The following is a 25857-nucleotide window of genomic DNA, read 5'->3' as shown; positions in this document are numbered from 1 at the left end:
TAAAGCTTCTCCTAATACTTCAACATCATCAATACTTAACTGCATGATTTTAGTTTCCAATGAAGGATTAATCTCCCCTAACTTGCGTTTAAGTTGACGAAGAATCAATGTCTTTTCCCGTTCAATACCTTGTTCGATACCGCGTTCAATACCTTGTTCGATACCTTGTTCAATACCTTGACGCATCCAACTGGTGGTAATTTGCATAACTCCCTCCTGTACGGGTTGACTAAATGTGCTAATCTCTTCTTGAAATTGTATCTCTTCCACCGGATTTAGATTGAGATATGTATCAATAAATCCGGAAATTAATTGCATTCTCGCTGAATCTAACCTTAAAGTAATTAACAAGCACAGACATTCCGCTTTTACCTTGGCTCGCTCTTTCTCGGCAATGTTCATCTTCGCCATCAAAGCTGAAGCAACCGGATTCGGTTGATTAAGAAAATCTCGCCAATTTAATCGATTTAATTGCACTACCTGATAGTTAAATTCTAATACCTTAAAATCGGTAAAATCGACTACATATTGACTAATCGCTTCTCTTTTTGGCTTTGAATAAGAAAAAATTACAATCGGATAAATCGGGAGGACAAATTTCTCATGAAAGCGAGCAAAATAAGTAAACATTCGCCGATTAAACCACTTGCGGGAACTTTCCTGCGCCTCGACATGAATCAGAAAAAAAGATTCTTTTCCTCGAAACTTAACCTGTGCGACTAAATCGCTTTCATGTCTTTCTCCTTCCGTGACATCGGTAAATACTTCTTTGTCTAAAAAAGTAATCGAGTTTCTATCTAAATAATCCATCAATTGAGGAAAAAATAACTCAATAAATTCGACAAAAAAGGTGGAGATTAACTCCTTAAATAAGCGATCATGGTCAATATTATTAGTCATGTAATATCATCTTAACTAATCTGAGCGATGAATGACTACTCTTATCTATTGTATTCTGAAAAGTCGCCTTTGGCAACATATTGTTATGACCTCATCCCTTTAACCTACGAGGAGAGGGGGATGCTTCCCGCAAAAAAACCATTGCTTCAGGGTGTTATAGTGTTGAGACAAGTGCAGCTTTTTACCCCATCTCCTAATCCCTGACTGATAACTGATAACTGGTCACTGATAACTGAATATCCCCCAATAACTAAAGGAAAGATAAAGTTATCGATCGCCCTCCGGAGCCAGTGTCAGAATAAAAGCAGGGAGATGACCAAGGAAAACCGACAACTCTCCATCTTTTTCCCGTCATCGCCCCTAAAATTTATTTGGTTAAGATTTATGCAAACTGCCAATCCTCCTCAAACGGAGAAAAAAGAGCATCCCAGTGGCGATAAACGCTTCAAAGTCCTCGACATCACCATGAAGCGAGCAGGATATAATCAATCAGCCCTGATTGAAGTCCTGCACAAGGCCCAAGAAGCTTTCGGATTCCTAGAAGAAGATGTTCTCCTCTACGTTGCCCGGGCGCTAAAACTGCCCCTCAGTCGCGTCTATGGGGTAGCAACCTTCTATCATCTCTTTTCCCTGAAACCGGCGGGAAAACACACCTGTATCGTCTGTATGGGGACTGCTTGTTATGTCAAAGGCAGCGGCAAAATCCTCGAAGACATCGAAAACAGCTTTGATGTCAAAGTGGGAGAAACCACCGCCGATGGAGAAATTTCCCTAGTGTCGGCCCGTTGTATCGGGGCCTGTGGGATTGCACCGGCCGTGGTCTTCGATGGAGTCGTGGCCCCGAAACAAGATTCGGAAACTGTCTTGGCGAAACTACAGAGTTTCTCCCAGTAATTTTTCACTTTAGTGGATTGAGAAAAATATGGACTTACAAGAATTATTGGCAGTGGCCGCAAAAGAAAAAGCTAGACAAAAAAGCATCCGGGTGCATTGTTGCACTTCCACCGGTTGCCAAGCTGCTAACTCCCTCCAAATCGAAAAAAACCTCGCCACTGCCGTCAAAGAGGCACACCTAGAGGATACAGTCGAAGTGGTGGGGGTCGGTTGTATGGGTTTTTGTGGTCGCGGTCCGTTGGTGGAAGTGGATCCCCAGGATCTCCTATACGAAGAAGTCACCCCGGAAAGTGCGGCCAGCATTATTGCGGCCTTAAACGGCGGCAAAACCGAGGTGCAATTAGGGGACTCAAAACATCCCTTTTTCTCCCATCAAGTCAAAATTGTCCGGGAAAATAGCGGTAAAATCGATCCCGATCGCATTGAGGAATATATCGCCGTCGGGGGTTATCAATCTCTCTACAAGGCCCTCTATGAGATGACTCCGGCCCAGGTGGTGGAGGAAATCACCAAAAGCGGTTTGCGCGGCCGAGGCGGTGCGGGTTATCCCACCGGTTTAAAATGGGCGACGGTAGCTAAACAACCGGGTAAACAAAAATACGTTATCTGTAATGCCGATGAGGGGGATCCCGGGGCGTTTATGGACCGTAGTGTTTTGGAAAGTGACCCCCATTTAGTCCTGGAGGGAATGGCGATCGCTGCCTATGCCGTGGGGGCCGATCATGGTTATATCTATGTTAGAGCCGAATATCCCCTAGCGATCGATCGTCTGCAAAAAGCGATTAATCAGGCCAAAAAATTCGGTTTAATGGGTTCCCAAGTATTCGAGTCCACTTTCGATTTTAAGGTGGATATCCGCATCGGAGCGGGAGCTTTTGTCTGTGGAGAGGAAACCGCTCTCATCCATTCTATCGAAGGCGGCCGCGGCACTCCCCGCACCCGTCCCCCCTATCCGGCCCAATCAGGTCTCGATGGTTGTCCCACCCTGATTAATAACGTGGAGTCCTACGCTAATATCGCCGCTATTATCCGCGAGGGAGCCGCTTGGTATGCCAATATCGGTACTGCCAGCAGTAAAGGCACAAAAATCTTCGCTTTAACGGGAAAAATCCGCAATAATGGGCTGATTGAAGTGCCGATGGGCATTACTCTCCGGGAAATTGTCGAGGAGATGGGGGGTGGTATTCCCGATGGTCAGGTGAAAGCGGTACAAACCGGCGGCCCCTCTGGGGGTTGTATTCCCGCTAATTTACTCGATACTCCCGTAGATTACGAATCCTTAGCCAAACTCGGTTCGATGATGGGATCCGGGGGTATGGTGGTTATGGATGATAGCACCAGCATGGTGGAAGTGGCGAAATTCTATATGGAATTCTGTCGCGAGGAGTCCTGTGGTAAATGTATCCCCTGTCGCACGGGAACAGTACAAATGTTTGAATTATTGGCCAAAATTATCGCTCGAAAGGCCGATATTCACGACCTCGAAAACCTAGAACATCTCTGTCAGATGGTCAAAGAAACCAGTCTTTGTGGTCTTGGTCAAAGCGCTCCCAATCCGATTTTAAGTACCCTAAAGTATTTTAAGGAGGAATATCTGGCTCTGTTACAGGAAAGCAAGCACCCCGTCTCTGTTTGAGAAAAAATCGATCGAGGTCCAAGAATCTTCGGCCTCGATCAATTTCTTCGGTTACGCGAAGTCTGGTGGGCTGCCGGGTTATCTTGGAGAGAGTTAGCAGTAGTCTCAGGAGACAATAGATTATGACTTGGCGCGGCTCAACCGATACAAAAGATCGCATTTTTGCAGCTTTAGTATATCTTTTACCCTTATATTCGGCTTTTGCCTTCGGTGACTCTATCTTTCAGCAAATTCCTTTTTTAGGAGCGGCCTTAGTAATAGTTTTAACTCCCTTAGCTTTTCTCTATAGTTCTCTGGGAAGCTTTGGCAGTTTAATTATCTTTTTTGTCCTCTTTTTGGCTGTGGTACGCAATCCCCGCATCAGTCATTTTATCCGGTTTAACACCATGCAGGCGATTTTAATCGATATTTTGGTGTCTTTATTGCGATTGGTCTTAGATTTCGTCGCTAGGGGTGGGGCGAATTTAGTGGTAGAAACTCTTTTTAACGTCGTCTTTTTGGGAGCATTTGCCGCCTGTGTTTACAGCATTATACAGTCGGTTATCGGCAAATACGCCGATATTCCCACAATTTCTGAGGCAGCCTATTCCCAAGTAGGAGGTTAGGTTAGGCTGGCTGAATGAATCTAAAAACCTTGTTGGGTAAGACTTTTAGACTTTTTGGCAATCAAAAAGTACCAGATATGGGAGTGAGCGGGGGGAAAATTCCTGGACTTTTTCCCTGAAAATTAGGTAATTGACCTCCTCAAAATCGGGAAAACCCTACACCCTACACCCCACACCCCACACCCTCTCCCCACAAAAAACTTTTTCAGCAGACCCTAATTAAGCTTGAGTTTGTCCCCTTTTTCAGCTACAGTCTCTCCAGAATCAATGCGTTCGCTGCCAGGCCACATCTATGAGTCCATTTAAACAGACGCTACGGGAACTCAACGCTCAGAAGGGGAAAATAGCCGCTTCTGTGGGCAGAAAAACGCCTAAACGGGTTAATCGTTGGTTTAAATGGCTTTCTCCCGGTCTTTTTGTCAAACGCTGGCTTTTAATCAGTTTAGCCGGCGTTTTTCTCACCTCCTTCGGTTTAGCTATTTGGGTAAAATTAACCCCAGTTAATCGCTTTTTAGAGTTTGTTTCCCAAGCATTAGAAACGACCGCACGTTTAGTCCCCAATTCTGTTTCCGGGCCGCTGGCGGTTTTGCTGGGTGTCTTTTTGTTATTCTGGGGTCAGAGTCGCACCGTCGAAACGATTACAGAAGCACTACAACCAGACGCATCGGAGGAATTAGTCGATCGCCTACGGGCCCATCGTCGTCTCCATCGCGGCCCAAAAATCGTGGCGATCGGTGGCGGTACGGGTTTATCGACGCTTTTACGCGGTTTAAAACAGTATAGTTCCAATATCACCGCTATTGTCACCGTAGCTGATGATGGCGGTTCTTCGGGCCGATTACGTCGGGAAATGGGCATTTTACCCCCGGGGGATATTCGCAATTGTATCGCCGCTTTAGCCGATGAGGAAAAGTTATTAACGGAATTGTTTCAATATCGCTTTCATACCGGGGATGGTTTATCGGGCCACAGTTTTGGTAATTTATTTATCAGCGCTATGACCGAGATTACCGGCGATCTGGAACAGGCGATCGATGCTAGTGCCAAAGTTTTGGCCATTCGCGGTAAAGTGCTACCTGCTACCCTTACCGATGTTAGTCTTTGGGCTAAGTTAGCCGATGGGCGCATTATTGAGGGAGAATCAAAGATAACCGAAGCTATGGGGCAAATTCGTCAGATTGGCTGTCATCCTGCCGATCCAGTCGCTTTACCGGCTGCTTTAGCGGCAATTAAGGAAGCAGATTATATTATCATCGGGCCGGGTAGTCTTTATACCAGTATTATCCCTAATTTGTTGGTTCCCGCAATTCGTCAGGCCCTGGCACAGGTGACAGTCCCCCGCGTCTATGTTTGTAATATTATGACCCAGCCGGGGGAAACGGATAATTATTCGGTGGCAGATCATTTGCGAGCGATCGAAGGAGTCTGCGAAGAACGCGTCTTTGATGCGGTTTTAGCCCAAAGAACTGCACCATCGCCCCAATCTCTACAATTATACGCCCAAGAGCATAGTCATCCTGTCTTTTTAGATCGCGAGGAGGTGGGAAAAATGGGTTATCGCATTGTTTTAGCGAATGTAATGGCAGAAGATGAAGTTACTGCCAAAGTTCGTCACGATCCCCAACGTTTAGCCCGAGTTTTATGGCGCTGGTATGCTAAAAAGTGAATAGCGAGATGACTAAATGTTTTTATCTAGCTTTGTCAAGTTATAAAATCATATTTTTTGCTTTAATTTGCCGACATTAGCCAAATTTGCTGATTAAAGCCCTAGGAAAAAATTAGCCTAAAAACCATTTCGCCTTATTCTGTGTTATACTCAGATTTTCAAGAGAGATGATCATGCACTACTCTACTAAATCTAATCAAGAGACAGGTGCGACAGTCTATTCCCCAAGCGATGGAAGTGAATTAATTCCTGCTGAGGTTAAACTAGATATAAACGGGCAAAACTATCAATCACTTAATATACCTCTCCCAGAGGGCTATACAGTAGATGATGAAGGAATCATCAATAACTATGGTAGCGAACCCAAGATTTATCTATCAAAATCCCCATCTTTAGAACAGCAAAAATGGTATATTTTGCAAGGAGTAGGGGCGGTTTTGTTGGTTGCTTTGGTGTTATTAATCACCTTTTCCGTTAGCTAGATAAAAACCGTAGGATTGACATTTAAGTTGAGCGAGACAGGAAAACTTTAATTTACACCATAGAGTCTGCATCCCAAGTATCGGGAGCATATATTGGAACCGACTCTATCTATCTGTCCAAATAGTAAATCTGACAGCTGAACTTTTTTACTTTGCTAAACTTGACAATTTTTTTCAGTTTTTTGTGGGTTGCTTCGTGATCAACAATAGAACCACCAATAGAGATAACTTCTCAAAGGAAATTCAACAGGTATGAAATTTAATCCTTCTCTTAGTCAAGAACCTCGCTATCAGGCAATTCCTGTTATGCAGATAACTTCCAAAGAAACCCTTCTCTATTGGTTAGAACGGACAGGAAGATTAAAATTACGTCAATCTGATGCTCATCCCGATTCGCAAATGTTAGAAGAATTAGACGATATTATCGATCCAGATAATTATGCTATAGAAGAAGAAGAAGAAGAAGAAGAATAAATAGTCTTAAGTAGGTGGGTGGAATTAAATATAAGATGAACGTAGGTTGGGTTGAAGCATGAAAACCAACGCCCGCTCATGTTACGCTACCGCTAAACCATCCTACAAATAATTGTGCCTCCCTACTTACTGGGAGTTAGGAGTGAAATTTCAATTATCTAATATTCAGGAGATTAAGAAAGTGGTATCAACGAAAAAAACGGCTTTAATTTACTGTGAAAATCAGTTTGGACGTGTGGATGGAAAAACGGCAGCTGGCTTGATCCGACAATCAGAAATATATACAATTGTTGGTGTGCTGGATAGTTCCTTAACAGGAAAAGATGCGGGAGAAGCATTAGGAGATAAAAAAAATCATATTCCCATTTTTGCCAATTTACAAACAGCCTTAGAAAAACTTAGAGATGTTCCCAATTGTTATATCTACGGCAAAGCACCCTTAGAAGCGTTTATTCCCCCCCTAGAAAGGCTGCTAATTTTAGAAGCAATGGCAGCAGGAATGGATATTATTAATGGTTTGCATCAATTCTTCTCCGAAGATTTAGAATTTAGGGAGCAAGCTAGTCAGTATGGTGTACAAATTACAGACATTCGTAAACCACCACAATTAGCTGATCTTCATGTATTTACCGGGCAAATTTCCCAAGTAAATATCCCCGTTATTGCCTTTTTAGGAACCGATTGTGCTTGCGGAAAAATGACCACTGCGGTGGCAGTTAATCAAACTCTCCAAGGCTTGGGTATTAAGTCTGTCTTAGTCGCTACTGGACAAACTAGCTTGATGCAGGGAGCAAGATATGGGGTTTCGATCGATGCTTTGGTTTCTCAATTTGTCATCGGTGAAATTGAAAATGCTGTGGTTCAAGCTTTTGAGCAAGAAAAACCCGATATTATTTTAGTGGAAGGACAAAGTTCTCTGAGTCATCCTGCTTTTATGAGTTCCCTGGGAATTTTGAAAGGAAGTAGGCCCGATGGGATTATTTTACAACATCCCCCAGCCCGAAAATTTCGCTGTGATTTTCCTCATTTAGCCATGCCAAAATTACAGGAAGAAATTTCACTAATTGAGGCAATTTCTCCCACTAAAGTTATCGCTATTGCGATTAATCACGAAAATCTCACCGCAGCAGCCACTGAGCGTATTATTGCCAAATATGAGCGAGATTTTCAGTTACCGACTACTGATGTTTTGTTACACGGATGTGAGAAATTAGTCCAAGCTTTATGCGATCGCTTTCCGAAATTAAACCGGAAAATCAAAGGGGAAATTTTAGCTGCAATTCCGGCAATTGGGAGCAAATAGGCTGATGAAAGACCTTTTGCCTAGAATCGAGATTTCTCTCCCGAAAATACGCCATAATGCTCGTTTACTCTGCCAATTATACGGCAGCAAGGGACTTTCTGTTATGGGAGTTTCCAAAGCGATTTTGGGTGATCCCTCGATCGCCTTGGCGATGATTCAAGGTGGAGTCAACTTTATCGCTGACTCTCGAATCGAAAATATTCTCAAAATGAAACAAGCAGGAATAGTGACAACTTTTGTTCTGTTGCGTACTGCCTTGAGTCAAGCAGAATCAGTGGTTAACATTGCAGATATCAGCTTAAATACCGAATTAGCAACAATTCAGGAACTTTCCTATTATGCTCAAGAAAAGCAAAAAATACACCGCATTATTATCATGACGGAGTTAGGGGATTTACGCGAAGGTGTAGTGCCGAAAGATCTCGTCAAGTTCATCAAAAAAACCCTCGCTTTTCCCTTTATCAAAATTGTCGGACTGGGTTGTAATTTGGCTTGTTATGGAGGGATTAAACCTGATAGCCATAATATGAGCAAATTATCTGTGTTAACAGATACAATTGAGCAGGAATTTTTAATAAAATTACCGATTATTTCAGGAGGCAATTCTGCTAACTATCAATGGTATCAAAAAAGTAGCGAAGTTGGTCGGATTAATAATCTGCGTTTAGGAGAATCAATTTTATTAGGTTGTGAAACAGTTAATCGACAAGTGATACCTGGCTTATATACCGATGCTTTTCGGTTAATTGCTGAAGTAATCGAATCCAAAGATAAACCATCTCTACCCTCTGGAGAAATTGGTCGAGATGCTTTTGGTAATGTTCCCAGCTTTATCGACCAAGGCATTCACCGTCGAGTTATTATTGCATTAGGAAGACAGGATATTCTTATCTCTGGATTACAAACAAGTCAGGAGATAAAAATATTAGGTTCTAGTAGCGATCATCTAGTTGTTGATAGTCATAACAAGAGGTTAAAAGTAGGAAGCGAAGTCAGTTTTAATCTTGATTACGGAGGACTTTTAACAGCCATGACTTCTCCTTTTATTACTAAAAGTTATGCTCTCAATGCAGTAGCACAATTGTCTTGATCGATGAATAAATATCCACAGATATATTTAGGGTCTGCTGGCTTATCACCTTGACATCAGGGCCGTAGAGATTTGTACTCAATTACTATCCTATCGCTAAATTCCGGGAAGAAATCAAAATCCCCCTAAATCCTTAACAAATTCCTAATCATCTCGTTTGGCACCATGATAAGCCGCCCCGAGGTATAATTCCCCTACTTTCGGGTTATTGAGTAAATCTTGACCCGATCCCTGAAAACGATCTTGACCACTTTCTAAAACATAACCTCGATCGGACATCATTAGGGCTTTTTTGGCATTCTGTTCCACTAAAATAATTGCAGTTCCCGTCTGATTAATCGCTTTTATCTGTTCAAAAACACTGGTTACTAAGATAGGAGATAAAGCTGCCGAAGGTTCATCGAGAATTAATAAATCCGGTTGCAACATCAGCGCTCTTCCCATGGCTAACATCTGTCTTTCTCCTCCGGATAAAGTGCCAGCTTTCTGACGACGGCGCTCGTCCAAACGCGGAAACATGGCATAAATGCGCTCTTTTAGGGGTTTAATCGCTTTTTTACTGGTAAAAGCCCCCATTTCTAGATTTTCCTCGATGCTCAGGGATGGAAAAACATTAGCAATTTGGGGAACATAACCCATACCGAGGGGAACGATTTGATTAGATTTCCAACCAGTGATATTTTTTCCCTTAAAAGTGATAGTTCCAGCACTGGGTTTTAATAAACCAAAAATTGCCTTAGCGAGGGTGGATTTTCCCGCACCATTGGGACCGATAACCGTGACTAATTCCCCCGGTGCAATGCGAAAGTTAACCCCTTGCAATATGTATAAATCCTGCACATAACCAGCATAAACTTGTTCAACTTCTAAAAGATAATCCATGGTAATGTAAAAAGGAGATAGGAGAGAGTAATATGAATTATGAATGGGGAAGTGGGAAGCATTTTCAGTAAACAGTAAACTGAAAACTTACATCCGATAACTGATAACTGATAACTGATAAATTAGGGAGTTTTTTGTAAATCGGGACGTTCTTCTGGCAGAATTGCACCTTCGACGGGACATACTTGAAGACAGATACCACAGTCGATACAAGTGGCAAAATCAATCCAATACCAATCGGTTCCTTTAACATTTTTACCCGGTCCTGGATGGATACAAGCAACAGGACAAGCGGAAACGCAATCAGCAACCCCTTCACAAATTCCAGTGACGATCGAATGTGGCACAGTGTTTTCTCCTCTAATTCTTAACATTACTTTACCACTTTTAGGCACTGCCGTGCCAGGATCGGATCATTGTTAGGAAACTTTCTCTTAATTCCCTAAAATATTGGGAGTTTTTTCTTGATCTTAGCAAGAAGTAAAATAGAAGTTTTCGCTAGGGTTTTTACTATTCCCTTACGGGAGGAAAAATAGTTAATTTCTTCCTGTAATTTATGATTATTTGTTTGAAGATTATTATGATTATTTTCTAATTCTCTTAGTGATATTTCCATCTCTTGCATAGTATGATAATCTTGCTGTTGTTTCAGATACATTGTCTGTTGTGCTTCCTGTAATTTTCTTAACTCTAACCAGACTTGATTCTGACTTGATTCCTTAGTTTCACTGAGCGCATACTGGAAAAAATTACTAATTTCTGCCGCCAGTTTTTGATTAACTTCAACAAGCTCGATAATATCAATTTTTTCGGGGGTAATTTTCGGGTATAACCTTCTTAAATTTTGGGCGATATCAGAGGAAAAAGCGATGATTCTAGAAGCGGACAAAATTGCATAGTGTTTTTCTAAATTTACTGTTAAATTGCCGTTTTCTTCTGGGAAATCAGAAGCAAGCAAAAGTAGAGAAGGAGTGGTTAAGGGACTGGTATAAAAAGTGGAAATAAATAAATTAGCCTGTAGGCGATCGCAAATAGTTTGGATTTTTCTGGCATCCTTTCCCGTACAATTATAATCGTAGGATTCTGCGGGCCAATATTTAAATTCTTCCCATCGTGGTGCGGTGTTATTTCTATCTAAAATAACAATGTGTTGACTCAATTCTAATTGACTCCAATGCTCTAGAATTGAAGACCAAACCCTGGCTAATTTCCCTTGATCGATTTGAAAAATTACGCCATCAATAACAATAATTGGAGTTTTATTCTGGGAGATAGCTTGAATTGTTTGTAATTTTTCTCGCTCATCCTTATTTAAAATTTTCCCTAAATCTTCCATCTTAACTGGATTGGGTTTAATTTCTATATCCTTAATTTCTGGGTGAGGAATTTCATAGATTTTACATACTTGATAATGTTCCTCTAATGCTTGACCATTGCTGCCATGTTCTAAACCTTGGAGATTTAAATAATATAACCCTAAAATCTCGGGAATCAAAGCCATTTTTTCCCCTTGACTGCCGATTCTTAACCAAAATTCGTAATCACCAGCACAGTGAAAACTTTCCTGAAAATAACCATATTTATCGTGCAGCATTTTTCGCCACATTGGTTGAGAACCCACACAACAACCTTGACGCATCTGTTGATAGGAGTAATTTGGCCAATTCCAATGTTTTAAAGCTGGGGTGGTGGCAAAAGTATCATTTTTGATGGTGGTAATTAATTGATCGGCATAAACTAAACTAATCTCTCTATTATTATCTAGATAATTAGCCATAATTTCCAGAGCATTGAAACAGCGACGATCATCAGTATTTCCATTGGTGAGATAAAGACCCCTAGCTAGTTTAATAGCGCGATTCCAAGCGCAGTAGAGGGTTTCTCGTTCTTGAGTTCTCTGGTAAATAATATTAGGATAATTTTCTTGAAACTCTTGGATAATCTCCCCTTCATTCTCTGGAGAAGCACTATCGATAATAATAATTTCTACTTCTCCCTTTTCATAAAGAGTTTGAGTAACTAAATCCTCTAGACAACCCCAGATAAACTCTGCTGATTTATAGGTAGAGACAATTACGGAAACTTTGATCCTCTGCACGGGGATAGAGTTATTAAAACTAGGATTCATTGGCTTATCTGATCGCAATTCAAGACAGAAAATTTTTTGATAATTTTGAAAAAGAAGATTTTAAGACTTTATATTCGATCGGGAGAATTGTCAAGGTGTTATCGACTTTTACTGAAGATGCCGGTTTATTTACCTTTTGCTTGTTACTTGACATAATAAAAAACTATAATGGGAAGGCTGTGGAAAATGAGCAACAATGACCGTATCTTCCTCCCTAGACTGGTTAACCCGTGGAACCAGTGACCTATTCCCCCATCAACCCGACTCCCCAGATCCTAGGGAAAATTTAACCCAACTACTGCAAACTACCGATCGCCCTTTGAGAATTAAACTAGGTATTGACCCCACCGGCAGCGATATTCACCTAGGTCATAGTATCCCTTTTCGGAAACTGCGTGCTTTCCAGGATGCCGGTCATGTAGCAGTGGTGATTATTGGTGATTTTACCGCTAGAATTGGCGATCCGACGGGAAAATCGGAAGTTAGAAAACAATTGACGAGCGAAGAAGTGAGAACTAATGCCGAGAATTATCTGGCACAATTACGCCCAATCTTAGATTTTAACACCCCTAATCGCCTAGAAATTCGCTATAACTCGGAATGGTTGGGGAAATTAGACCTCTCGCAAATTCTCGAACTTCTCTCCACCATGACTGTGGGGCAAATGTTGGCAAAAGAAGGCTTTTCCGAACGCTACGACAAGGAAAACCCGATTTTTCTCCATGAATTTCTCTATCCCTTAATGCAGGGTTATGATTCCGTAGCTGTTGAGGCCGATGTCGAATTGGGAGGAACCGATCAAAAATTTAATATTGCCGTCGGTCGCGATTTACAGAAATATTTCGGCAAAAAACCGCAATTCGGGCTACTTTTACCGATTTTAATCGGAACCGATGGCAGTCAAAAAATGTCCAAATCCCTGAATAATTATGTGGGATTGCGGGAATCGGCCCTGTCCATGTACTCGAAACTGGAAAAAACCCCCGACGCTTTGTTAAAAGATTATTACGAACTATTGACAAATTTGCCTTTAGATGCTATCCCAAGCAATCCGCGAGAGGCACAAAAACAACTGGCGATCGAGGTAGTTGCCCAGTTTCACGGGACAGAGGAGGCATTAAAGGCACAAAAAACGGCGCAGGAGATAGTTCTACAGGGAAATACGGCAGCTGCGGCCTCTGTCCCCGAATTTTCCCTAGCAGCGGTCACTTTTCCCCTAAAACTATTCTATCTTCTCTCGGCCACCGGCTTATGTAAAAGTAGCGGCGAAGGGAGAAGACAGATTCAGGGGGGTGCAGTCAGAATCGATAGCGAGAAAATCACCGATGTGGACAAAAGTTTTGAGACAGCCAAAGCTTTAGCCGGAAAAGTCCTACAGGTGGGCAAAAATAAATTTATTCGCTTTGTAGCTTAAATAAGCGAAAAAGTCCCTATTCGGCGGCTTTTTCCACGATTTCTAACTCAAAATCTCGAAAATGGGCTTTAAACTTTTTACTGAACTCAACGAGGACAGGTAGATTGGCGCTAACCGGTCTGCCACGCCATTCGGTGACAAAAGCTTTCACCCCTCCCTCTAATCCTTTCACGTCAAAAGGATCCGATTTGTGTTCAGGATGATGATAAACCACCACGGACTCAATTACACGAACTCGATCGCCAACTTTCATAAACTCTCTAGCAAAGACAAAGGCCTATTGTATCTTTGAAAACAATCTTATCATTGTACGCGATATCAGTGATCAGTAAACAGTGATCAATTATCAGGGAAATGGGGAGAAAAAAGCTGCCTGCTGCCTGCTCAAGCAAACAAGGTCATTAAACCTAAATAAAGCTTTGCGGGATCGAGGGTGACAACATATACAATGATTGGGGTTTATCGTCAAGCAACCCTAAGCCTATGCCACGCCGTGATGACTTAAAGAAAATCCTAATCTTGGGCGCTGGCCCGATTGTCATCGGACAAGCCTGTGAATTCGACTATTCGGGAACTCAAGCCTGTAAAGCTCTGCGAGAAGAAGGTTATGAGGTAATTTTAGTCAATTCTAACCCCGCCTCGATCATGACCGATCCAGAAATGGCTGATCGCACCTACATTGAACCAATTCTGCCGGAAATTGTCGAGAAAATTATCGCTAAAGAACGTCCTGATGCGATTCTACCGACTATGGGTGGTCAAACTGCCCTCAATACTGCGGTAGCTTTGGCCAAAAGCGGCGTTTTAGAAAAATATAACGTGGAATTGATCGGGGCAAAACTTCCCGCTATTGAAAAAGCCGAAGATAGGGAACTATTCAAAAAAGCGATGGAGAAAATCGGTGTTCCCGTTTGTCCTTCGGGGATTGCCAACAATTTAGAGGAGGCAAAAGCGATCGGTCATCAGATCGGTTCCTATCCTCTCATTATCCGGCCGGCCTTCACTTTAGGGGGAACGGGGGGCGGTATTGCCTATAACCAAGAAGAATTTGAACCGATGGCCCAGTATGGTCTAGATTGTTCGCCTACATCGCAAATTCTCGTCGAAAAATCCCTAATTGGCTGGAAAGAATACGAATTAGAGGTTATGCGCGATCTAGCCGATAACGTGGTGATCATCTGTTCGATCGAAAACTTTGACCCGATGGGGGTTCATACCGGCGACTCGATTACGGTTGCGCCCGCCCAAACCCTAACCGATAAAGAATACCAACGCCTCCGGGACTATTCTAAGGCAATTATTCGGGAAATTGGCGTAGAAACCGGCGGATCGAACATCCAATTCTCCGTTAATCCCACTAACGGCGACGTAATCGTGATTGAGATGAATCCCCGGGTGTCCCGTTCTTCGGCCCTGGCATCAAAAGCCACGGGATTCCCGATCGCTAAATTTGCCGCTAAACTAGCAGTAGGCTACACTTTAGACGAAATTCCCAACGATATCACCAAAAAAACCCCGGCTTCCTTTGAACCGACTATCGATTATGTCGTCACCAAAATTCCTCGCTTTGCCTTCGAGAAATTCCCCGGCTCCCAACCGATTCTAACCACCCAGATGAAATCCGTCGGGGAAGCCATGGCTATCGGTCGAACTTTCCAAGAATCCTTCCAAAAAGCTCTTCGCTCCCTAGAAACGGGACGTTTTGGCTTTGGTTGCGATAAAGTCGAAACTCTCCCCCCTCTCTCGGAAGTCCGGGCCGGTTTGCGAACACCTAACCCCGAACGAGTTTATAGTATCTATCATGCTTTTAAATTGGGCATGAATGGGGAGGAAATCCACGAACTAACCGGGATTGATCCCTGGTTCCTCGATAAATTGGCTGATTTGATGGAAACCGAGAAGTTTCTCAAACGAACTCCCCTGAAAAGTCTCAGCCAAGAGAACCTATTCGCTATTAAACAACAGGGATTTAGCGATCGCCAAATCGCCTTCGCCACCAACACCAGCGAGGACGAAGTAAGAAGTTATCGCAAGGGTTTGGGTATTGTTCCAGTCTATAAAATGGTGGATACCTGCGCGGCAGAATTTGAAGCCCTAACACCCTACTATTATTCCACCTACGAACAGGTAGAATCGGAAGTTTTACCCTCCGATAAACGCAAAGTGATGATCCTCGGTGGTGGTCCCAATCGCATCGGTCAGGGGATAGAATTTGACTACTGTTGTTGTCATGCCGCTTTTTCCCTCAGTAAAGCCGGTTTTGAGACGATTATGGTCAACTCTAACCCAGAAACTGTCTCCACCGATTACGATACCAGCGATCGCCTTTACTTTGAACCCCTGACTAAAGAAGATGTCTTAAATATCATCGAAGCGGAACAACCAGAGGGTTTAATTATTCAATTCGGTGGGCAAACTCCCTTAAAACTGGCCGTTCCCCTGCAAAAATATTTAGAATCGCCTAATTGTCCCGTAAATACCAAAATTTGGGGAACTTCACCCGATTCGATCGATGCCGCCGAAGATCGGGAACGTTTTGAACAAATCCTCCGACAATTAGATATCCGACAACCCCTCAACGGTATTGCCCGCAATTTCCAAGAATCCCAAGCAGTGGCTCAACGCATCGGTTATCCTGTAGTAGTACGTCCGTCCTACGTTTTAGGCGGTCGGGCGATGGAAATCGTCTATTCCGATAGCGAATTGGAACGCTATATGAAGTACGCAGTACAGATAGAACCGGATCACCCGATTTTAATCGATAAATTCCTCGAAAATGCCATCGAAGTGGATGTGGATGCCCTCTCAGATGCCACGGGAACAGTCGTTATCGGGGGATTAATGGAACATATCGAACAAGCGGGCGTACATTCGGGCGATTCTGCCTGTTCTATCCCCCATACGTCCCTGAGCGCCTCGGTTTTAACCACAATTCGACAATGGACGGTGGAACTAGCGAAAGCGTTAAAAGTAATCGGTTTGATGAATATCCAGTATGCGGTACAGGGAGAGACAGTTTATATCTTAGAAGCGAATCCCCGCGCTAGTCGTACTGTTCCCTACGTTTCCAAAGCAACGGGAGTTCCTTTAGCAAAAGTTGCCTCCCTCGTCATGTCGGGCAAAACCCTGACGGAATTGGGTATCATCAGCGAAGCAATTCCCCGTCATATTGCCGTGAAAGAAGCGGTTTTACCCTTCCAGAAGTTCCCCGGTGCTGATACTCTCCTGGGACCAGAAATGCGTTCTACAGGCGAAGTAATGGGGATTGACAGCGATTTTGGCAAAGCTTTCGCTAAAGCGGAAATGGCCGCCGGCGTGATTTTAGCCACCAGTGGGACGGTTTTCGTCTCGATGAGCGATCGCGATAAAACCCCCATGGTTCCCGTGGTTAAGGATCTGCAATCCCTCGGTTTTCGCGTCGTCGCCACTTCCGGAACTCGTAAAGTTTTGTTAGAAAACGGTTGCGAAAATATCGATTTAGTGCTAAAGATTCACGAAGGCCGTCCCGACGTTGTCGATTGGATCAAAAATGACTGGATTCAGTTTATTGTCAATACTCCCAGTGGTGAAGAATCCCAAAACGATGGCCGAAAAATTCGCCGTACTGCCCTCGATTATAAGTTACCAATTATCACCACTATCGCCGGGGCAAAAGCGACGGTAGCGGCCTTAAAATCCCTGCAATCCCAACCTTTAGAGGTGAAAGCTTTACAGGATTATCTCGCCTAATTTCAGTTATCAGTAATCAGTTATCAGTTATCAGTGAGCAGTTATCAGTGAGCAGTTATCAGTTCACTCTTTACTGTTTACTGTTTACTGATCACAGCAAAAAATCTCCCATCACCCCACACCCCACACCCCACTTCCTAATTCCCATGACCGATACTCTAAACGATTATAAAAACCTAATTAGTGAACTGATTAACCGTTATAAAAACTGCGTCGATTTCCTGACAATTCGTCTGGAAGAAGCGCGAGGGACAAATATTCTACTACGTTCCGAACGAGTGGAAACCCTCAGCGAAGGTATTGCTATCGGTGGTCAGGTACGCGCCTGTTATAAAGGAGGTTGGGGATTTGCCAGCTTTAATCAATTATCCAGTTTACAGGAACGATTAGAAGATGCGATCGCTGCTGCCCGTTTAATTGGGGAAGAAGAAACCCTGATTGCTCCGGTAGAACCTGTAATTATCTCCTGTGAATTGCCTTTAACGGGAACGGACCCCCGTTTAGTCCCATTAGCCGATAAAAAAGCCCTCTGCGATCGCTATAATAACTTACTGCGTCAACATCATCCCAGTATTGCCACCACTTCCGTCCGTTACAGCGATAGTAGTCAACATATTCTTTTAGGCACTTCTGACGGGACTTTAATCGAACAAAAATGGTCAGACTTAGAAATGCGTTTTTCGGCCACCGCTAGGGATGGGGACAGCGTACAAACGGGCCGGGAAACCACAGGATCCCGAAAAGCTTTCGAGGATCTGGTCAATTTAGAAGAACAGGTGCAAGGGTCGGCTAAACGGGCCGTACAAGCCCTAGTTTTGCCCCCTGTCAAGGGCGATACCTACACCGTCGTCATCGATCCCATTTTAACCGGTCTGTTCGTCCATGAGGCTTTTGGCCACCTTTCCGAGGCAGATATGTTATACGAAAATCCCGACCTTTTGGAGGTGATGAGTATGGGCAAACGTTTTGGACCAGATAACCTGCAAATCTTTGACGGGGCCAGTCCAGAAGGTCATCGGGGCAGTTATTTTTATGACGATGAGGGAACCCCTGCGACGACGACTCAGTTAATTAAAGATGGGGTTTTGGTGGGAAGACTGCATTCGCGGGAAACGGCGGGCAAATTAGGCGAAAAACCGACCGGTAACGCCCGTTGTCTCAATTATCATTATCCGCCCATTGTCCGCATGACCAACACTTGGATTGAACGGGGAACCACTGCCGTTAAAGAGTTATTTTCGGGGATAAAAACGGGAGTTTATGCCCAAAATTGGCAGGGAGGCATGACTAACGGCGAAATGTTCACTTTTAGCGCCGGGGAAGCTTGGATGATTCGCGATGGAGAAATTGCTGAACCGGTTAAAGATGTGACTCTCTCCGGTAATGTCTTTAAAACCCTAGCCAATATTGAGGCAATTGCTGATGATTTCCACTGGGATGAGTCGGGAGGCTGCGGAAAAGGGGGTCAAAGTGGTTTACCCGTCGGCTGCGGTGGCCCCAGTCTCCGTATCCGCGATGTGGTGGTGGGGGGAGAAGCAGATATTTAGTGAACAGTGATCAGTAAACAGTAATCAGCTTCTGAGGGCAAGAGGCTCCAAGAAAGAATCTGGCAATTCTCCTACCTAAAAAGAAGGTTAGAAACTAAGTACATCAAAACCTTTAGCTTAACAAATTAGGGGGGGGCATCTCAATTTTTGGGCGCACGCGGTGCGCCCCTACCATTGGCGCAATAATATTATTGTAGGGGCGAATTGCATTCGCCCTGAGAGCCGAAATCTATCTCATTTTCTCGTCACTGTCTTCAATTTCTTGCTCATCTTGATTGATTTCTTCCTTAAATCCCCGTAAAGTTTTCCCCAAAGCTGCCCCAAATTCGGGTATTTTTTTCGGTCCAAATATCAGGAGAAAAACGACAGCAATAATTACTATTTCTGGCCAACCTAATCCAAACATAATCTTTAAAGTAAAAAGTAAAAAAAGAGAAAGGAGTCAGAATTCAGGAGTCGGAAACTTAACGGTGATAACTGATAACTGATAACTGATAACTGACTCTATGCTGCCACTTCAGCGCGTTTATAAGCTTCGTCGAGGACTTCTGAGAGAGTTGGATGGGTGTGGATGCGGAAAGCGAGTTCATGGACAGATTTACGTTCAGCGATCGCATTGGCCGCTTCTTGAATTAAATCCGATGCGTGGATACCGATAATATGAACACCGAGTAATTCCCCCGTATCCTGACGATAAACGACTTTAGCGATGCCTTCCGTTTCTCCTTCCGCTAAAGCTTTGGAATTTCCCTTAAAATAGGTCTTGACAGAAGCAACCTTATACCCTTCTTGCTGTGCCAAAACTTCTGCTTGCGGTTCCGTTAAACCCACATAACTAATTTCGGGGTGGGTAAAAGCGGCGGCGGGAATACTGCGATAATCGATGGTTTTTGGGCGATTACAGATATTTTCAATGGCTATTACCCCTTGACCCGAAGCAGCGTGAGCTAACATCATTTTACCCGTAGCATCGCCCACAGCCCAGAGATGGGGAATCGGTTCACCGTCCTGAATTACCTGCATTTTGTCATTAACCGCAATAAAACCGCGTTTATCCAGTTCTACCCCGACAAATTCCAGTCCGAGATTCTTGGTCGCTGGGATTCTCCCTGTAGCGACTAAACAAGCATCTACTTCTAAAATTTCGATCGCTTCTTTGCTTTTTGCGTCCACCAGTTCAATGGCCACAGGATTCCCCGGTTTAATACTTTTTGCCAAAACTCCCACATAAGTCTCGATGTCTCTAGGTTTAATCAGAACTCTTTCCGCGATTTTCGAGATTTCTGGGTCAAATCCAGGCATGAGACTATCTAAAGCTTCGATCATGGTCACTTCACAACCCAAAGCGGTGTATATATCCGAAAATTCCAGACCGATATAACCACTACCGATAATTGCGATCCACTTGGGTAAAGTTTCTAATCTAACGGCCTCATCACTGGTAAAAACCGTTTTATGATCGATCTCGATCCCCGGTGGGACAAAGGGAACCGACCCCGGACAGAGCATAATATCCTTAGCGGTGTAGATTTTTTCGCCACTATCCCCGATGACGCTAACTTTTTGCGGGCCGGCGATTTTTCCCCAACCGTGGATAGTATCAACCTTGAGACGTTTAAGACTATTAGTGAGATCGCCTCTAATTTTACTGACAAGGTTGTTAGCATGATCGGCAATGGTCGGACGGTCAAAATTCACGCCACCGATGGCAATACCTAGACTTTTCAGATGGTCACTATCGGCCAATTCGCGCACTCGTCCCGAGGCTGCCAGTAAAGCTTTAGAGGGAATACAACCTCGATTAACACAGGTTCCTCCCATATCTTTGGCTTCAATAATAGCTGTTTTTAGCCCACATTTGACCGCGTGTAGGGCTGCCCCGTGGCCACCAACTCCAGCACCGATAATAATTAAATCGTAGTCGAATTCACTCATAGTCTCTCTGACTCTCAAAGTTAGCATTATCTCATTTTACGATCCACTGCGATCAAGCTGTGCTATCCCGGTCAAAAACTGGAGCCAGTTTTTAGCTATCAGACTCTTGTGCATTAAAACTGGCTATTGGCAATTTTAGGACAAGACGTTACTAGACCTCTGGTAAAAATCAAAAATTGTTGTTGGGGTTAGGAGCCGGTCGTCAGTAGTCAGGAGAATTTTAAATGCTCTATTCACAGATTTTAGGTGATTTAGTCCTTATTTTTGCGGTTTTTGAATCCTCAAAAATTAATTATGCAAGGTGTTACTTAACCAAGATATGAATACTAATCCTGCATCGTATCCATAGGTTAGTCTAGTCCTAGGTTGGAAAAATTAAACCTGCTGCCAATACTTTGCCAGATGAAGGAACCATCTTTCTCCTACCATAATTTAGGCTCGAAACCAGAATCATTAATGATTTCTACCGTTTCTCCCGATGGTTTAATTACAAATAAACCTTGTTTATAGGCATAACGATCTACTCCTTCGTCTATTTCTATTCCCGCCACTGCACCATAAGCCTGATAGTTTCTATAATGGGGAAATGCCTGTTTAAATCGACTTAATTTTTCTAAAAAATCGTTGACATCATCTTTCGATAAACGAGACTTACATTCTACTAAAACTACCTCGGTTTCATCGACGGCTAAAATGTCAATCTCCATGGCTATTCCTTGCCGTTTTACCCTGGCACGACTGTAGGTTTCTTTAACATCGATACCTTTGCTACGAAATAGGCCAATAACAGCAGGTTCGACTAATTCCTCGACAAATCTTCCCCAGCGAGTGGTTAAACTATCCACCGCACGACTGGTATTAGCCACTGTTTTCTCTAGCTCGGCCAAACGGCGATCTGCTTCGGCCTTAGCTTCAGCAGCCCGGCGATCGTATTCAGCGGCCCGGCGATCGGCCTCGTCCTTGGCTTCGGCAGCCCGGCGATCGTATTCAGCGGCCCGGCGATCGGCTTCGGCAGCCCGGCGATCGGCTTCGGCAGCCCGGCGATCGGCTTCGTCCTTGGCTTCGGCAGCCCGGCGATCGTATTCTTGGCGTGATTGTTCAAACTTTTCGTTAGTTTTCTCAAAAAGTTTATAGATATCTTCGATGGTAATCGGTTGAGACATGGTTATTTGTTTTAATCTTTCTTATTTTACTATAATTGTACTAGCAAAGTACAAGTCATTTTAGGGACGGGTGTTAATTGAGCAAGTCAATAGTTATACTAAATCCGTTGAGTAACGCACAGAAAACGGGTTTCTCGGAGAAACCCGTTTTCTACTCATGCACTCATGCAAAACCGAGAATAAATAATCAGTTTTTAATAACTGGATTTAGTATGAGGATGATATAGGGGGGACGGGAACCACAGTTTCTTCGTTGATCATGGTTTCTAACTGTTGAGCCTGGGATTTGGCTCAATAAATTGATCATTGTAAATAATTGTTACAAATACTTGACTTAAGATATTTCTATGGTGACAGAAACACAGATCAAAGAAAAAGCGCTAGAGTTAGGTTTCCATGGGGTCGGTATTGCTTCTGTGGATAGTCAAGACTTGGCGGTATCCCATCTAAAAAGCTGGTTAGAGCGGGGTTATCACGCTGATATGGATTGGATGACTAACCCGAAACGACAGGATATCAAAACTCTTTGGCCAGAAGTGCGATCGCTAATATGTCTTGCCCTTAACTACTACACCCCCCAGCAACACAGTCAAGAACAAAACCATGGCAAAATTTCCCGTTATGCTTGGGGAAGGGATTATCACAAAGTATTAAGTAAAAAATTAAAGGCCCTCAGTCAATGGTTAGAAAGTCAGGGGGAGCAAATTCAAACCCGTTACTATGTGGACACTGGACCAGTACAGGATAAGGTTTGGGCGCAAAGAGCAGGGATCGGCTGGATTGCCAAGAATGGTAACTTAATTACTCGTAATTACGGCAGTTGGGTCTTTTTAGGGGAAATATTAACTAATTTACCTTTAGAACCCGATCGACCCCATAGCGCCCATTGTGGCACCTGTAGCCGTTGTTTAAGCGCCTGTCCCACCCAAGCAATAGTTAGTCCCTATGTGGTGGATGCTAATCGCTGTATTGCCTACCATACCATCGAAAATCGTGCTGTAACTTTGCCTACAGAAATTGCCAAGAATTTACAAGGTTGGGTAGCTGGCTGCGATATCTGTCAAGATGTCTGTCCTTGGAATCAACGTTTTGCCCAAGTTACCGACGTGGAGGATTTTCAACCTCGTCCGGAAAACCTCTCGCCAAGGTTGGAGGAATTAGCTAATCTAACTATAGAGGAGTGGGATCGTCGTTTTATCTCGTCAGCCCTACGTCGAATTAAACCCCAGCAGTGGCGACGTAATGCCCAAGCTAATTTAGCCCATTCCCCTCACCCCCCACAAGATGACAATTAAAGTAGTCGTGTTCGATTTTGATGGTACTATCGCCGATACCCACGATACTTTCGTGGAGATTGTCAATCGTTTGGCTAAAAATTTTGGTTATCAACCCGTCAATGAGGAAGATTTGGCCAGACTAAAAAACCTTAGTTCCCAAGAAATTATTAAACAATCCCAAGTTTCTCCCGTTAAAATCCCTTTTTTACTCTATCGAGTTAAACGGGAATTAAATAAACAAATTGACTGCCTGAAACCCTTTCATGGCTGGCATCCCTGCCTCGCAACTCTTAAAGAAAGAGGCTATAGATTAGGAATAATCACTTCTAATACCAAAGAAAATGTCACCATATTTTTAGGTAATAATCAACTCTTAAATTTATTTGATTTTATCTGTTCGGGAACGCCTTTATTCGGCAAACACAAAATTATCGATCGCCTGATCCGACAAAATAAATTCTGTCCCGATGAAATGATTTATGTCGGCGATGAAACCAGAGATATTACTGCTGCCCAAAAAAGTCGAGTGCAAGTGGTGGCCGTCGCTTGGGGCTTTAATTCCCCTCAAATTCTCACCCAATTTAACCCCGATCATCTCATTCACCATCCCCTAGAATTATTGGATATTTTAGATAGGGCTGGCTGAAAAAGTTTTTCCTAGGTGACAGGGCATTTGTACTAAAATACCCAATACTCAGTTGAAATATAGACTTCGATCGATGGGGGCGGAGAGACTCGAACTCTCACGAGCTTATAAGGCTCAACGGATTTTAAGTCCGTAGCGTCTACCATTCCGCCACGCCCCCGTTATTTAACCGACAATTTTTTATCATATCATAAATAATTTAATTAGCAAGAGTATTTTCAGTAAATTATTTTAGCCCGCCAATTCGATCGCCGCAAAGGGGGAAAGACAGGGTAAAATAATCAGCAGGTGAATTGCAGTTCACCGACAGCCATTGATAAAAATCAATCCTTATGCAATCAATTCTGACGCAAGAAACCATTATCATCGCCCTGATCTACCTATCTCTCAGTGTCTTGTATTTGCTCGTCATTCCCGCCGTTATCTACTACTACCTCAATACGCGCTGGTATGTGGCATCTTCTTGGGAAAGAGGGTTTATGTACTTTCTGATGAGCTTTTTCTTTCCCGGGATGCTGTTGTTAAGTCCTTTCCTTAACTTCCGTCCCCAACGTCGTACCCTCAAAGCTTAAGTTATCAACCCAAAAAAACCCATGAGACGCATTGATGTCATCGGGATCGGTATAGGGATGTTTGCTATGGGCGGCATCCTCTACATTGTCCTGCAAAAAACCGGTTTAGATAGTGCTTCGGCGGGAATTTGGAGTCAAGCGGTGTTGGTGGGTGGTGTCATCGGTTGGATTTTTACCTATCTGTTTCGAGTCGCCACCGATAATATGACCTACGGCCAACAGCGCAAGGATTACGAAGATGCCGTCTTTAAAAAACGTCTGGAAGCGATGACTCCCGAAGAAATCGCCCAAATGCAGCGGGAGATTGAAGAAGAAAAAACTAAATAAAGCAGTTAAAACTGATTTATCTGGCATCTGGGCTTGATAATAGCCCAATTTATCTGATTTAGTCCTTAAAGTCTTTAAATAATCGGTGGGAAATAATTCCACTGCTGTGTAGTTCTGTGAAATTAAAACAATCCTATGATGAGGCATTTGTCAAGAGAACTAATGTTAAGATTGTTTGAGAAGGTCATGAAAGAAGCAATAGAAAAAGTCGTTTTAACAATTAGGGGATAAAATTTCCGTCAAGAATAAAAATATTTGTTCCCTATCAAGTTGCGTCGATCTATGATATGGATAATCTATTTTTGTAGAAGCGTTATTTATGAATCAAAATCAGAGCGAGAACTGGGGCGGAAACAGAGAGCTAGATTACGATCGATTCTACAATGCTTGTGACCCTCTCAAACCCGGTGGTGATTCGGTAGTAGTGATGGCGGCTTAATCCTTTGCTTTGCTGTGCATTGTAGTCATGGATAAAATACCAAAGGGTTCCCCAACGTGATTCTCCATTTTTTTAGAGAAAGATAGACTCTCTCTCACCAGGCGAGAAATCCTTTGTCGAAAGGTATTATTTAATCTTTCAATAGGATTAGTTTGACCAGTTTCTTTACCTAATGCCTGATGACGTTTACTAGGAATTCCTGTCTTATAGGACTCCCAAAAGTCTGTGTAAGCAACCCCACATTGTCGGTAAACGCCTGGTAAACTGGCCCCAAAGTTTTTTGGCTGATTGACGACTCCTATCTCCGCGCATAGCAGCCAATAATTTCCCTTGTTTTTCTATCAATTAACCGCCAAATATAGACTTTTATCGTCTTAGAAAAAACAAAAGACCACATCTCATCACATTCTATAACCAATTTACCTTTTAGTTTGTCCGAAACCTTTATTTGACGGGGTACAGCCGCCAGTTTATTGTTGACATAATTTTGTAACCATGACCAACTTACCCCTGTTACTCTAGCAATTCCTCGCAAGGAAATTCGTTCGAGCAGGAGTTTATCAATTAATTGTTTGGTTTCGTCAGAGACGGTTTTATTAGTGGGATTGATCACAAACTGACGACCACATTCTTTACATTGACGTTTGGGTTTTCCATTATGAATAGAACCATTCTTAATCATATAATGAGAACCACAATTAGGACAGGGGAATAGAGGTGAAGGGGGGATTTTGTTCGGTGCTAGACT

23 protein-coding genes, 1 tRNA gene and 1 pseudogene are annotated in these 25857 nt (G+C 43.2%); 15 read left to right on the top strand and 10 right to left on the bottom strand.

Annotated features, from left to right (window positions below):
• Positions 1-900: DUF4351 domain-containing protein (locus PN470_RS18850; RefSeq protein WP_272104932.1), on the bottom strand; the 900-nt coding region annotated here is incomplete at its 3' end.
• 384 nt (positions 901-1284) lie between these two features.
• Between PN470_RS18850 and hoxE the strand changes: the two genes are divergently transcribed.
• The 8 genes from hoxE (at position 1285) to PN470_RS18810 (ending at position 9050) form a co-directional block, all read left to right on the top strand.
• Positions 1285-1794, top strand: a complete 510-nt coding sequence (gene hoxE / locus PN470_RS18845; RefSeq protein ID WP_002774001.1) for a bidirectional hydrogenase complex protein HoxE — start codon at positions 1285-1287, stop codon at positions 1792-1794.
• Between the two features lie 28 nt (positions 1795-1822).
• Complete coding sequence (gene nuoF, locus PN470_RS18840; RefSeq protein ID WP_103112482.1) at positions 1823-3430, top strand: NADH-quinone oxidoreductase subunit NuoF; 1608 nt, start codon at positions 1823-1825, stop codon at positions 3428-3430.
• Between the two features lie 122 nt (positions 3431-3552).
• Positions 3553-4035, top strand: coding sequence for a Tic20 family protein (locus PN470_RS18835; RefSeq protein WP_002791511.1), 483 nt, complete (start codon positions 3553-3555; stop codon positions 4033-4035).
• Positions 4036-4327: 292 nt separating this feature from the next.
• Entirely contained in the window at positions 4328-5701 is a 1374-nt protein-coding gene (locus tag PN470_RS18830; RefSeq protein ID WP_002734499.1) for a gluconeogenesis factor YvcK family protein, read from the top strand.
• Between the two features lie 173 nt (positions 5702-5874).
• On the top strand, positions 5875-6183 hold the full coding sequence (gene psb34, locus PN470_RS18825) for a photosystem II assembly protein Psb34 (RefSeq protein WP_002734380.1): 309 nt from the start codon (positions 5875-5877) through the stop codon (positions 6181-6183).
• 252 nt (positions 6184-6435) lie between these two features.
• A complete protein-coding gene (locus PN470_RS18820) occupies positions 6436-6657 on the top strand; it encodes a DUF3134 family protein (RefSeq protein ID WP_004158272.1) in 222 nt (73 codons plus the stop codon).
• 142 nt (positions 6658-6799) lie between these two features.
• Positions 6800-7960 carry a DUF1611 domain-containing protein gene (locus tag PN470_RS18815; protein WP_272104931.1) on the top strand — a complete coding sequence of 387 codons (1161 nt, stop codon included), beginning with the start codon at positions 6800-6802 and terminating at the stop codon, positions 7958-7960.
• Between the two features lie 4 nt (positions 7961-7964).
• Positions 7965-9050, top strand: a complete 1086-nt coding sequence (locus PN470_RS18810) for an alanine/ornithine racemase family PLP-dependent enzyme (RefSeq protein WP_271935444.1) — start codon at positions 7965-7967, stop codon at positions 9048-9050.
• Positions 9051-9194: 144 nt separating this feature from the next.
• Here the strand turns inward: PN470_RS18810 and PN470_RS18805 are convergent, their stop codons facing one another.
• The 3 genes from PN470_RS18805 to PN470_RS18795 all read right to left on the bottom strand — a co-directional run bounded on the left by PN470_RS18805 (position 9195) and on the right by PN470_RS18795 (position 12060).
• Positions 9195-9932 carry an ABC transporter ATP-binding protein gene (locus tag PN470_RS18805; protein WP_069475200.1) on the bottom strand — a complete coding sequence of 246 codons (738 nt, stop codon included), beginning with the start codon at positions 9930-9932 and terminating at the stop codon, positions 9195-9197.
• Between the two features lie 122 nt (positions 9933-10054).
• Positions 10055-10279: an indolepyruvate ferredoxin oxidoreductase subunit alpha gene (locus PN470_RS18800; RefSeq protein WP_016516721.1), complete on the bottom strand. Its 225-nt coding sequence runs from the start codon at positions 10277-10279 to the stop codon at positions 10055-10057.
• A 95-nt stretch (positions 10280-10374) separates the two neighbouring features.
• The gene (locus PN470_RS18795) at positions 10375-12060 is read right to left on the bottom strand and encodes a glycosyltransferase (protein ID WP_272104930.1); all 1686 of its coding nucleotides are present in this window, start codon (positions 12058-12060) and stop codon (positions 10375-10377) included.
• A gap of 196 nt (positions 12061-12256) precedes the next feature.
• On the opposite strand from PN470_RS18795, the gene tyrS reads away from it, so the two are divergent.
• Entirely contained in the window at positions 12257-13474 is a 1218-nt protein-coding gene (gene tyrS, locus PN470_RS18790) for a tyrosine--tRNA ligase (protein WP_002773965.1), read from the top strand.
• A gap of 16 nt (positions 13475-13490) precedes the next feature.
• Here tyrS and PN470_RS18785 read toward each other — a convergent pair whose 3' ends face one another.
• Positions 13491-13727: a ferredoxin-thioredoxin reductase variable chain gene (locus PN470_RS18785; RefSeq protein ID WP_002732972.1), complete on the bottom strand. Its 237-nt coding sequence runs from the start codon at positions 13725-13727 to the stop codon at positions 13491-13493.
• 230 nt (positions 13728-13957) lie between these two features.
• Here PN470_RS18785 and carB point away from each other — a divergent pair, with 230 nt between their 5' ends.
• Complete coding sequence (carB, locus tag PN470_RS18780) at positions 13958-17203, top strand: carbamoyl-phosphate synthase large subunit (protein WP_016516723.1); 3246 nt, start codon at positions 13958-13960, stop codon at positions 17201-17203.
• 146 nt (positions 17204-17349) lie between these two features.
• Positions 17350-18750: a TldD/PmbA family protein gene (locus PN470_RS18775; protein WP_271935437.1), complete on the top strand. Its 1401-nt coding sequence runs from the start codon at positions 17350-17352 to the stop codon at positions 18748-18750.
• A 229-nt stretch (positions 18751-18979) separates the two neighbouring features.
• On the opposite strand, the gene tatA is transcribed toward PN470_RS18775, so the two are convergent.
• The 3 genes from tatA to PN470_RS18760 all read right to left on the bottom strand — a co-directional run bounded on the left by tatA (position 18980) and on the right by PN470_RS18760 (position 21848).
• The gene (tatA, locus tag PN470_RS18770) at positions 18980-19156 is read right to left on the bottom strand and encodes a twin-arginine translocase TatA/TatE family subunit (protein WP_271935435.1); all 177 of its coding nucleotides are present in this window, start codon (positions 19154-19156) and stop codon (positions 18980-18982) included.
• A gap of 98 nt (positions 19157-19254) precedes the next feature.
• Complete coding sequence (gene lpdA, locus PN470_RS18765) at positions 19255-20685, bottom strand: dihydrolipoyl dehydrogenase (protein ID WP_002744419.1); 1431 nt, start codon at positions 20683-20685, stop codon at positions 19255-19257.
• A 422-nt stretch (positions 20686-21107) separates the two neighbouring features.
• Positions 21108-21848, bottom strand: a complete 741-nt coding sequence (locus PN470_RS18760; protein WP_271935433.1) for a DUF3782 domain-containing protein — start codon at positions 21846-21848, stop codon at positions 21108-21110.
• 347 nt (positions 21849-22195) lie between these two features.
• Here PN470_RS18760 and queG point away from each other — a divergent pair, with 347 nt between their 5' ends.
• Together queG and PN470_RS18750 are read left to right on the top strand one after the other, a co-directional pair.
• A complete protein-coding gene (gene queG / locus PN470_RS18755; protein ID WP_271935432.1) occupies positions 22196-23143 on the top strand; it encodes a tRNA epoxyqueuosine(34) reductase QueG in 948 nt (315 codons plus the stop codon).
• Positions 23133-23771 carry an HAD-IA family hydrolase gene (locus PN470_RS18750; protein WP_016516729.1) on the top strand — a complete coding sequence of 213 codons (639 nt, stop codon included), beginning with the start codon at positions 23133-23135 and terminating at the stop codon, positions 23769-23771. The genes queG and PN470_RS18750 overlap by 11 nt, the downstream gene beginning before the upstream one ends.
• Positions 23772-23845: 74 nt before the next feature.
• Here PN470_RS18750 and PN470_RS18745 read toward each other — a convergent pair.
• Positions 23846-23931 (bottom strand) — tRNA-Leu (locus tag PN470_RS18745).
• Between the two features lie 172 nt (positions 23932-24103).
• On the opposite strand from PN470_RS18745, the gene ndhL reads away from it, so the two are divergent.
• Together ndhL and PN470_RS18735 are read left to right on the top strand one after the other, a co-directional pair.
• Positions 24104-24343, top strand: a complete 240-nt coding sequence (ndhL, locus tag PN470_RS18740) for an NAD(P)H-quinone oxidoreductase subunit L (protein ID WP_002732218.1) — start codon at positions 24104-24106, stop codon at positions 24341-24343.
• 21 nt (positions 24344-24364) lie between these two features.
• A complete protein-coding gene (locus PN470_RS18735) occupies positions 24365-24670 on the top strand; it encodes a DUF3007 family protein (RefSeq protein ID WP_002744428.1) in 306 nt (101 codons plus the stop codon).
• A 454-nt stretch (positions 24671-25124) separates the two neighbouring features.
• On the opposite strand, the pseudogene PN470_RS18730 reads toward PN470_RS18735, so the two are convergent.
• Positions 25125-25791: pseudogene (locus tag PN470_RS18730) on the bottom strand (IS1 family transposase); the annotation flags it as partial.
• Positions 25792-25857: the final 66 nt, after the last annotated feature.

It is taken from the genome of Microcystis sp. CS-574 (genome assembly GCF_028329095.1).
Taxonomy (GTDB): domain Bacteria; phylum Cyanobacteriota; class Cyanobacteriia; order Cyanobacteriales; family Microcystaceae; genus Microcystis; species Microcystis ichthyoblabe_A.
Note: the sequence above shows the minus strand (reverse complement) of the source record. Positions and strands in the feature narration are given on the sequence as shown.

What these genes read in the sequence shown, in the direction of transcription:
- hoxE (WP_002774001.1), top strand. Translation starts at nt 1,285, where the DNA reads ATGCAAACTGCCAATCCTCCTCAAACGGAGAAAAAAGAGCATCCCAGT.
- nuoF (WP_103112482.1), top strand. Translation starts at nt 1,823, where the DNA reads ATGGACTTACAAGAATTATTGGCAGTGGCCGCAAAAGAAAAAGCTAGA.
- PN470_RS18835 (WP_002791511.1), top strand. Translation starts at nt 3,553, where the DNA reads ATGACTTGGCGCGGCTCAACCGATACAAAAGATCGCATTTTTGCAGCT.
- PN470_RS18830 (WP_002734499.1), top strand. Translation starts at nt 4,328, where the DNA reads ATGAGTCCATTTAAACAGACGCTACGGGAACTCAACGCTCAGAAGGGG.
- psb34 (WP_002734380.1), top strand. Translation starts at nt 5,875, where the DNA reads ATGCACTACTCTACTAAATCTAATCAAGAGACAGGTGCGACAGTCTAT.
- PN470_RS18820 (WP_004158272.1), top strand. Translation starts at nt 6,436, where the DNA reads ATGAAATTTAATCCTTCTCTTAGTCAAGAACCTCGCTATCAGGCAATT.
- PN470_RS18810 (WP_271935444.1), top strand. Translation starts at nt 7,965, where the DNA reads ATGAAAGACCTTTTGCCTAGAATCGAGATTTCTCTCCCGAAAATACGC.
- PN470_RS18805 (WP_069475200.1), bottom strand. Translation starts at nt 9,932, where the DNA reads ATGGATTATCTTTTAGAAGTTGAACAAGTTTATGCTGGTTATGTGCAG.
- PN470_RS18795 (WP_272104930.1), bottom strand. Translation starts at nt 12,060, where the DNA reads ATGAATCCTAGTTTTAATAACTCTATCCCCGTGCAGAGGATCAAAGTT.
- tyrS (WP_002773965.1), top strand. Translation starts at nt 12,257, where the DNA reads ATGACCGTATCTTCCTCCCTAGACTGGTTAACCCGTGGAACCAGTGAC.
- PN470_RS18785 (WP_002732972.1), bottom strand. Translation starts at nt 13,727, where the DNA reads ATGAAAGTTGGCGATCGAGTTCGTGTAATTGAGTCCGTGGTGGTTTAT.
- carB (WP_016516723.1), top strand. Translation starts at nt 13,958, where the DNA reads ATGCCACGCCGTGATGACTTAAAGAAAATCCTAATCTTGGGCGCTGGC.
- PN470_RS18775 (WP_271935437.1), top strand. Translation starts at nt 17,350, where the DNA reads ATGACCGATACTCTAAACGATTATAAAAACCTAATTAGTGAACTGATT.
- tatA (WP_271935435.1), bottom strand. Translation starts at nt 19,156, where the DNA reads ATGTTTGGATTAGGTTGGCCAGAAATAGTAATTATTGCTGTCGTTTTT.
- lpdA (WP_002744419.1), bottom strand. Translation starts at nt 20,685, where the DNA reads ATGAGTGAATTCGACTACGATTTAATTATTATCGGTGCTGGAGTTGGT.
- PN470_RS18760 (WP_271935433.1), bottom strand. Translation starts at nt 21,848, where the DNA reads ATGTCTCAACCGATTACCATCGAAGATATCTATAAACTTTTTGAGAAA.
- queG (WP_271935432.1), top strand. Translation starts at nt 22,196, where the DNA reads ATGGTGACAGAAACACAGATCAAAGAAAAAGCGCTAGAGTTAGGTTTC.
- PN470_RS18750 (WP_016516729.1), top strand. Translation starts at nt 23,133, where the DNA reads ATGACAATTAAAGTAGTCGTGTTCGATTTTGATGGTACTATCGCCGAT.
- ndhL (WP_002732218.1), top strand. Translation starts at nt 24,104, where the DNA reads ATGCAATCAATTCTGACGCAAGAAACCATTATCATCGCCCTGATCTAC.
- PN470_RS18735 (WP_002744428.1), top strand. Translation starts at nt 24,365, where the DNA reads ATGAGACGCATTGATGTCATCGGGATCGGTATAGGGATGTTTGCTATG.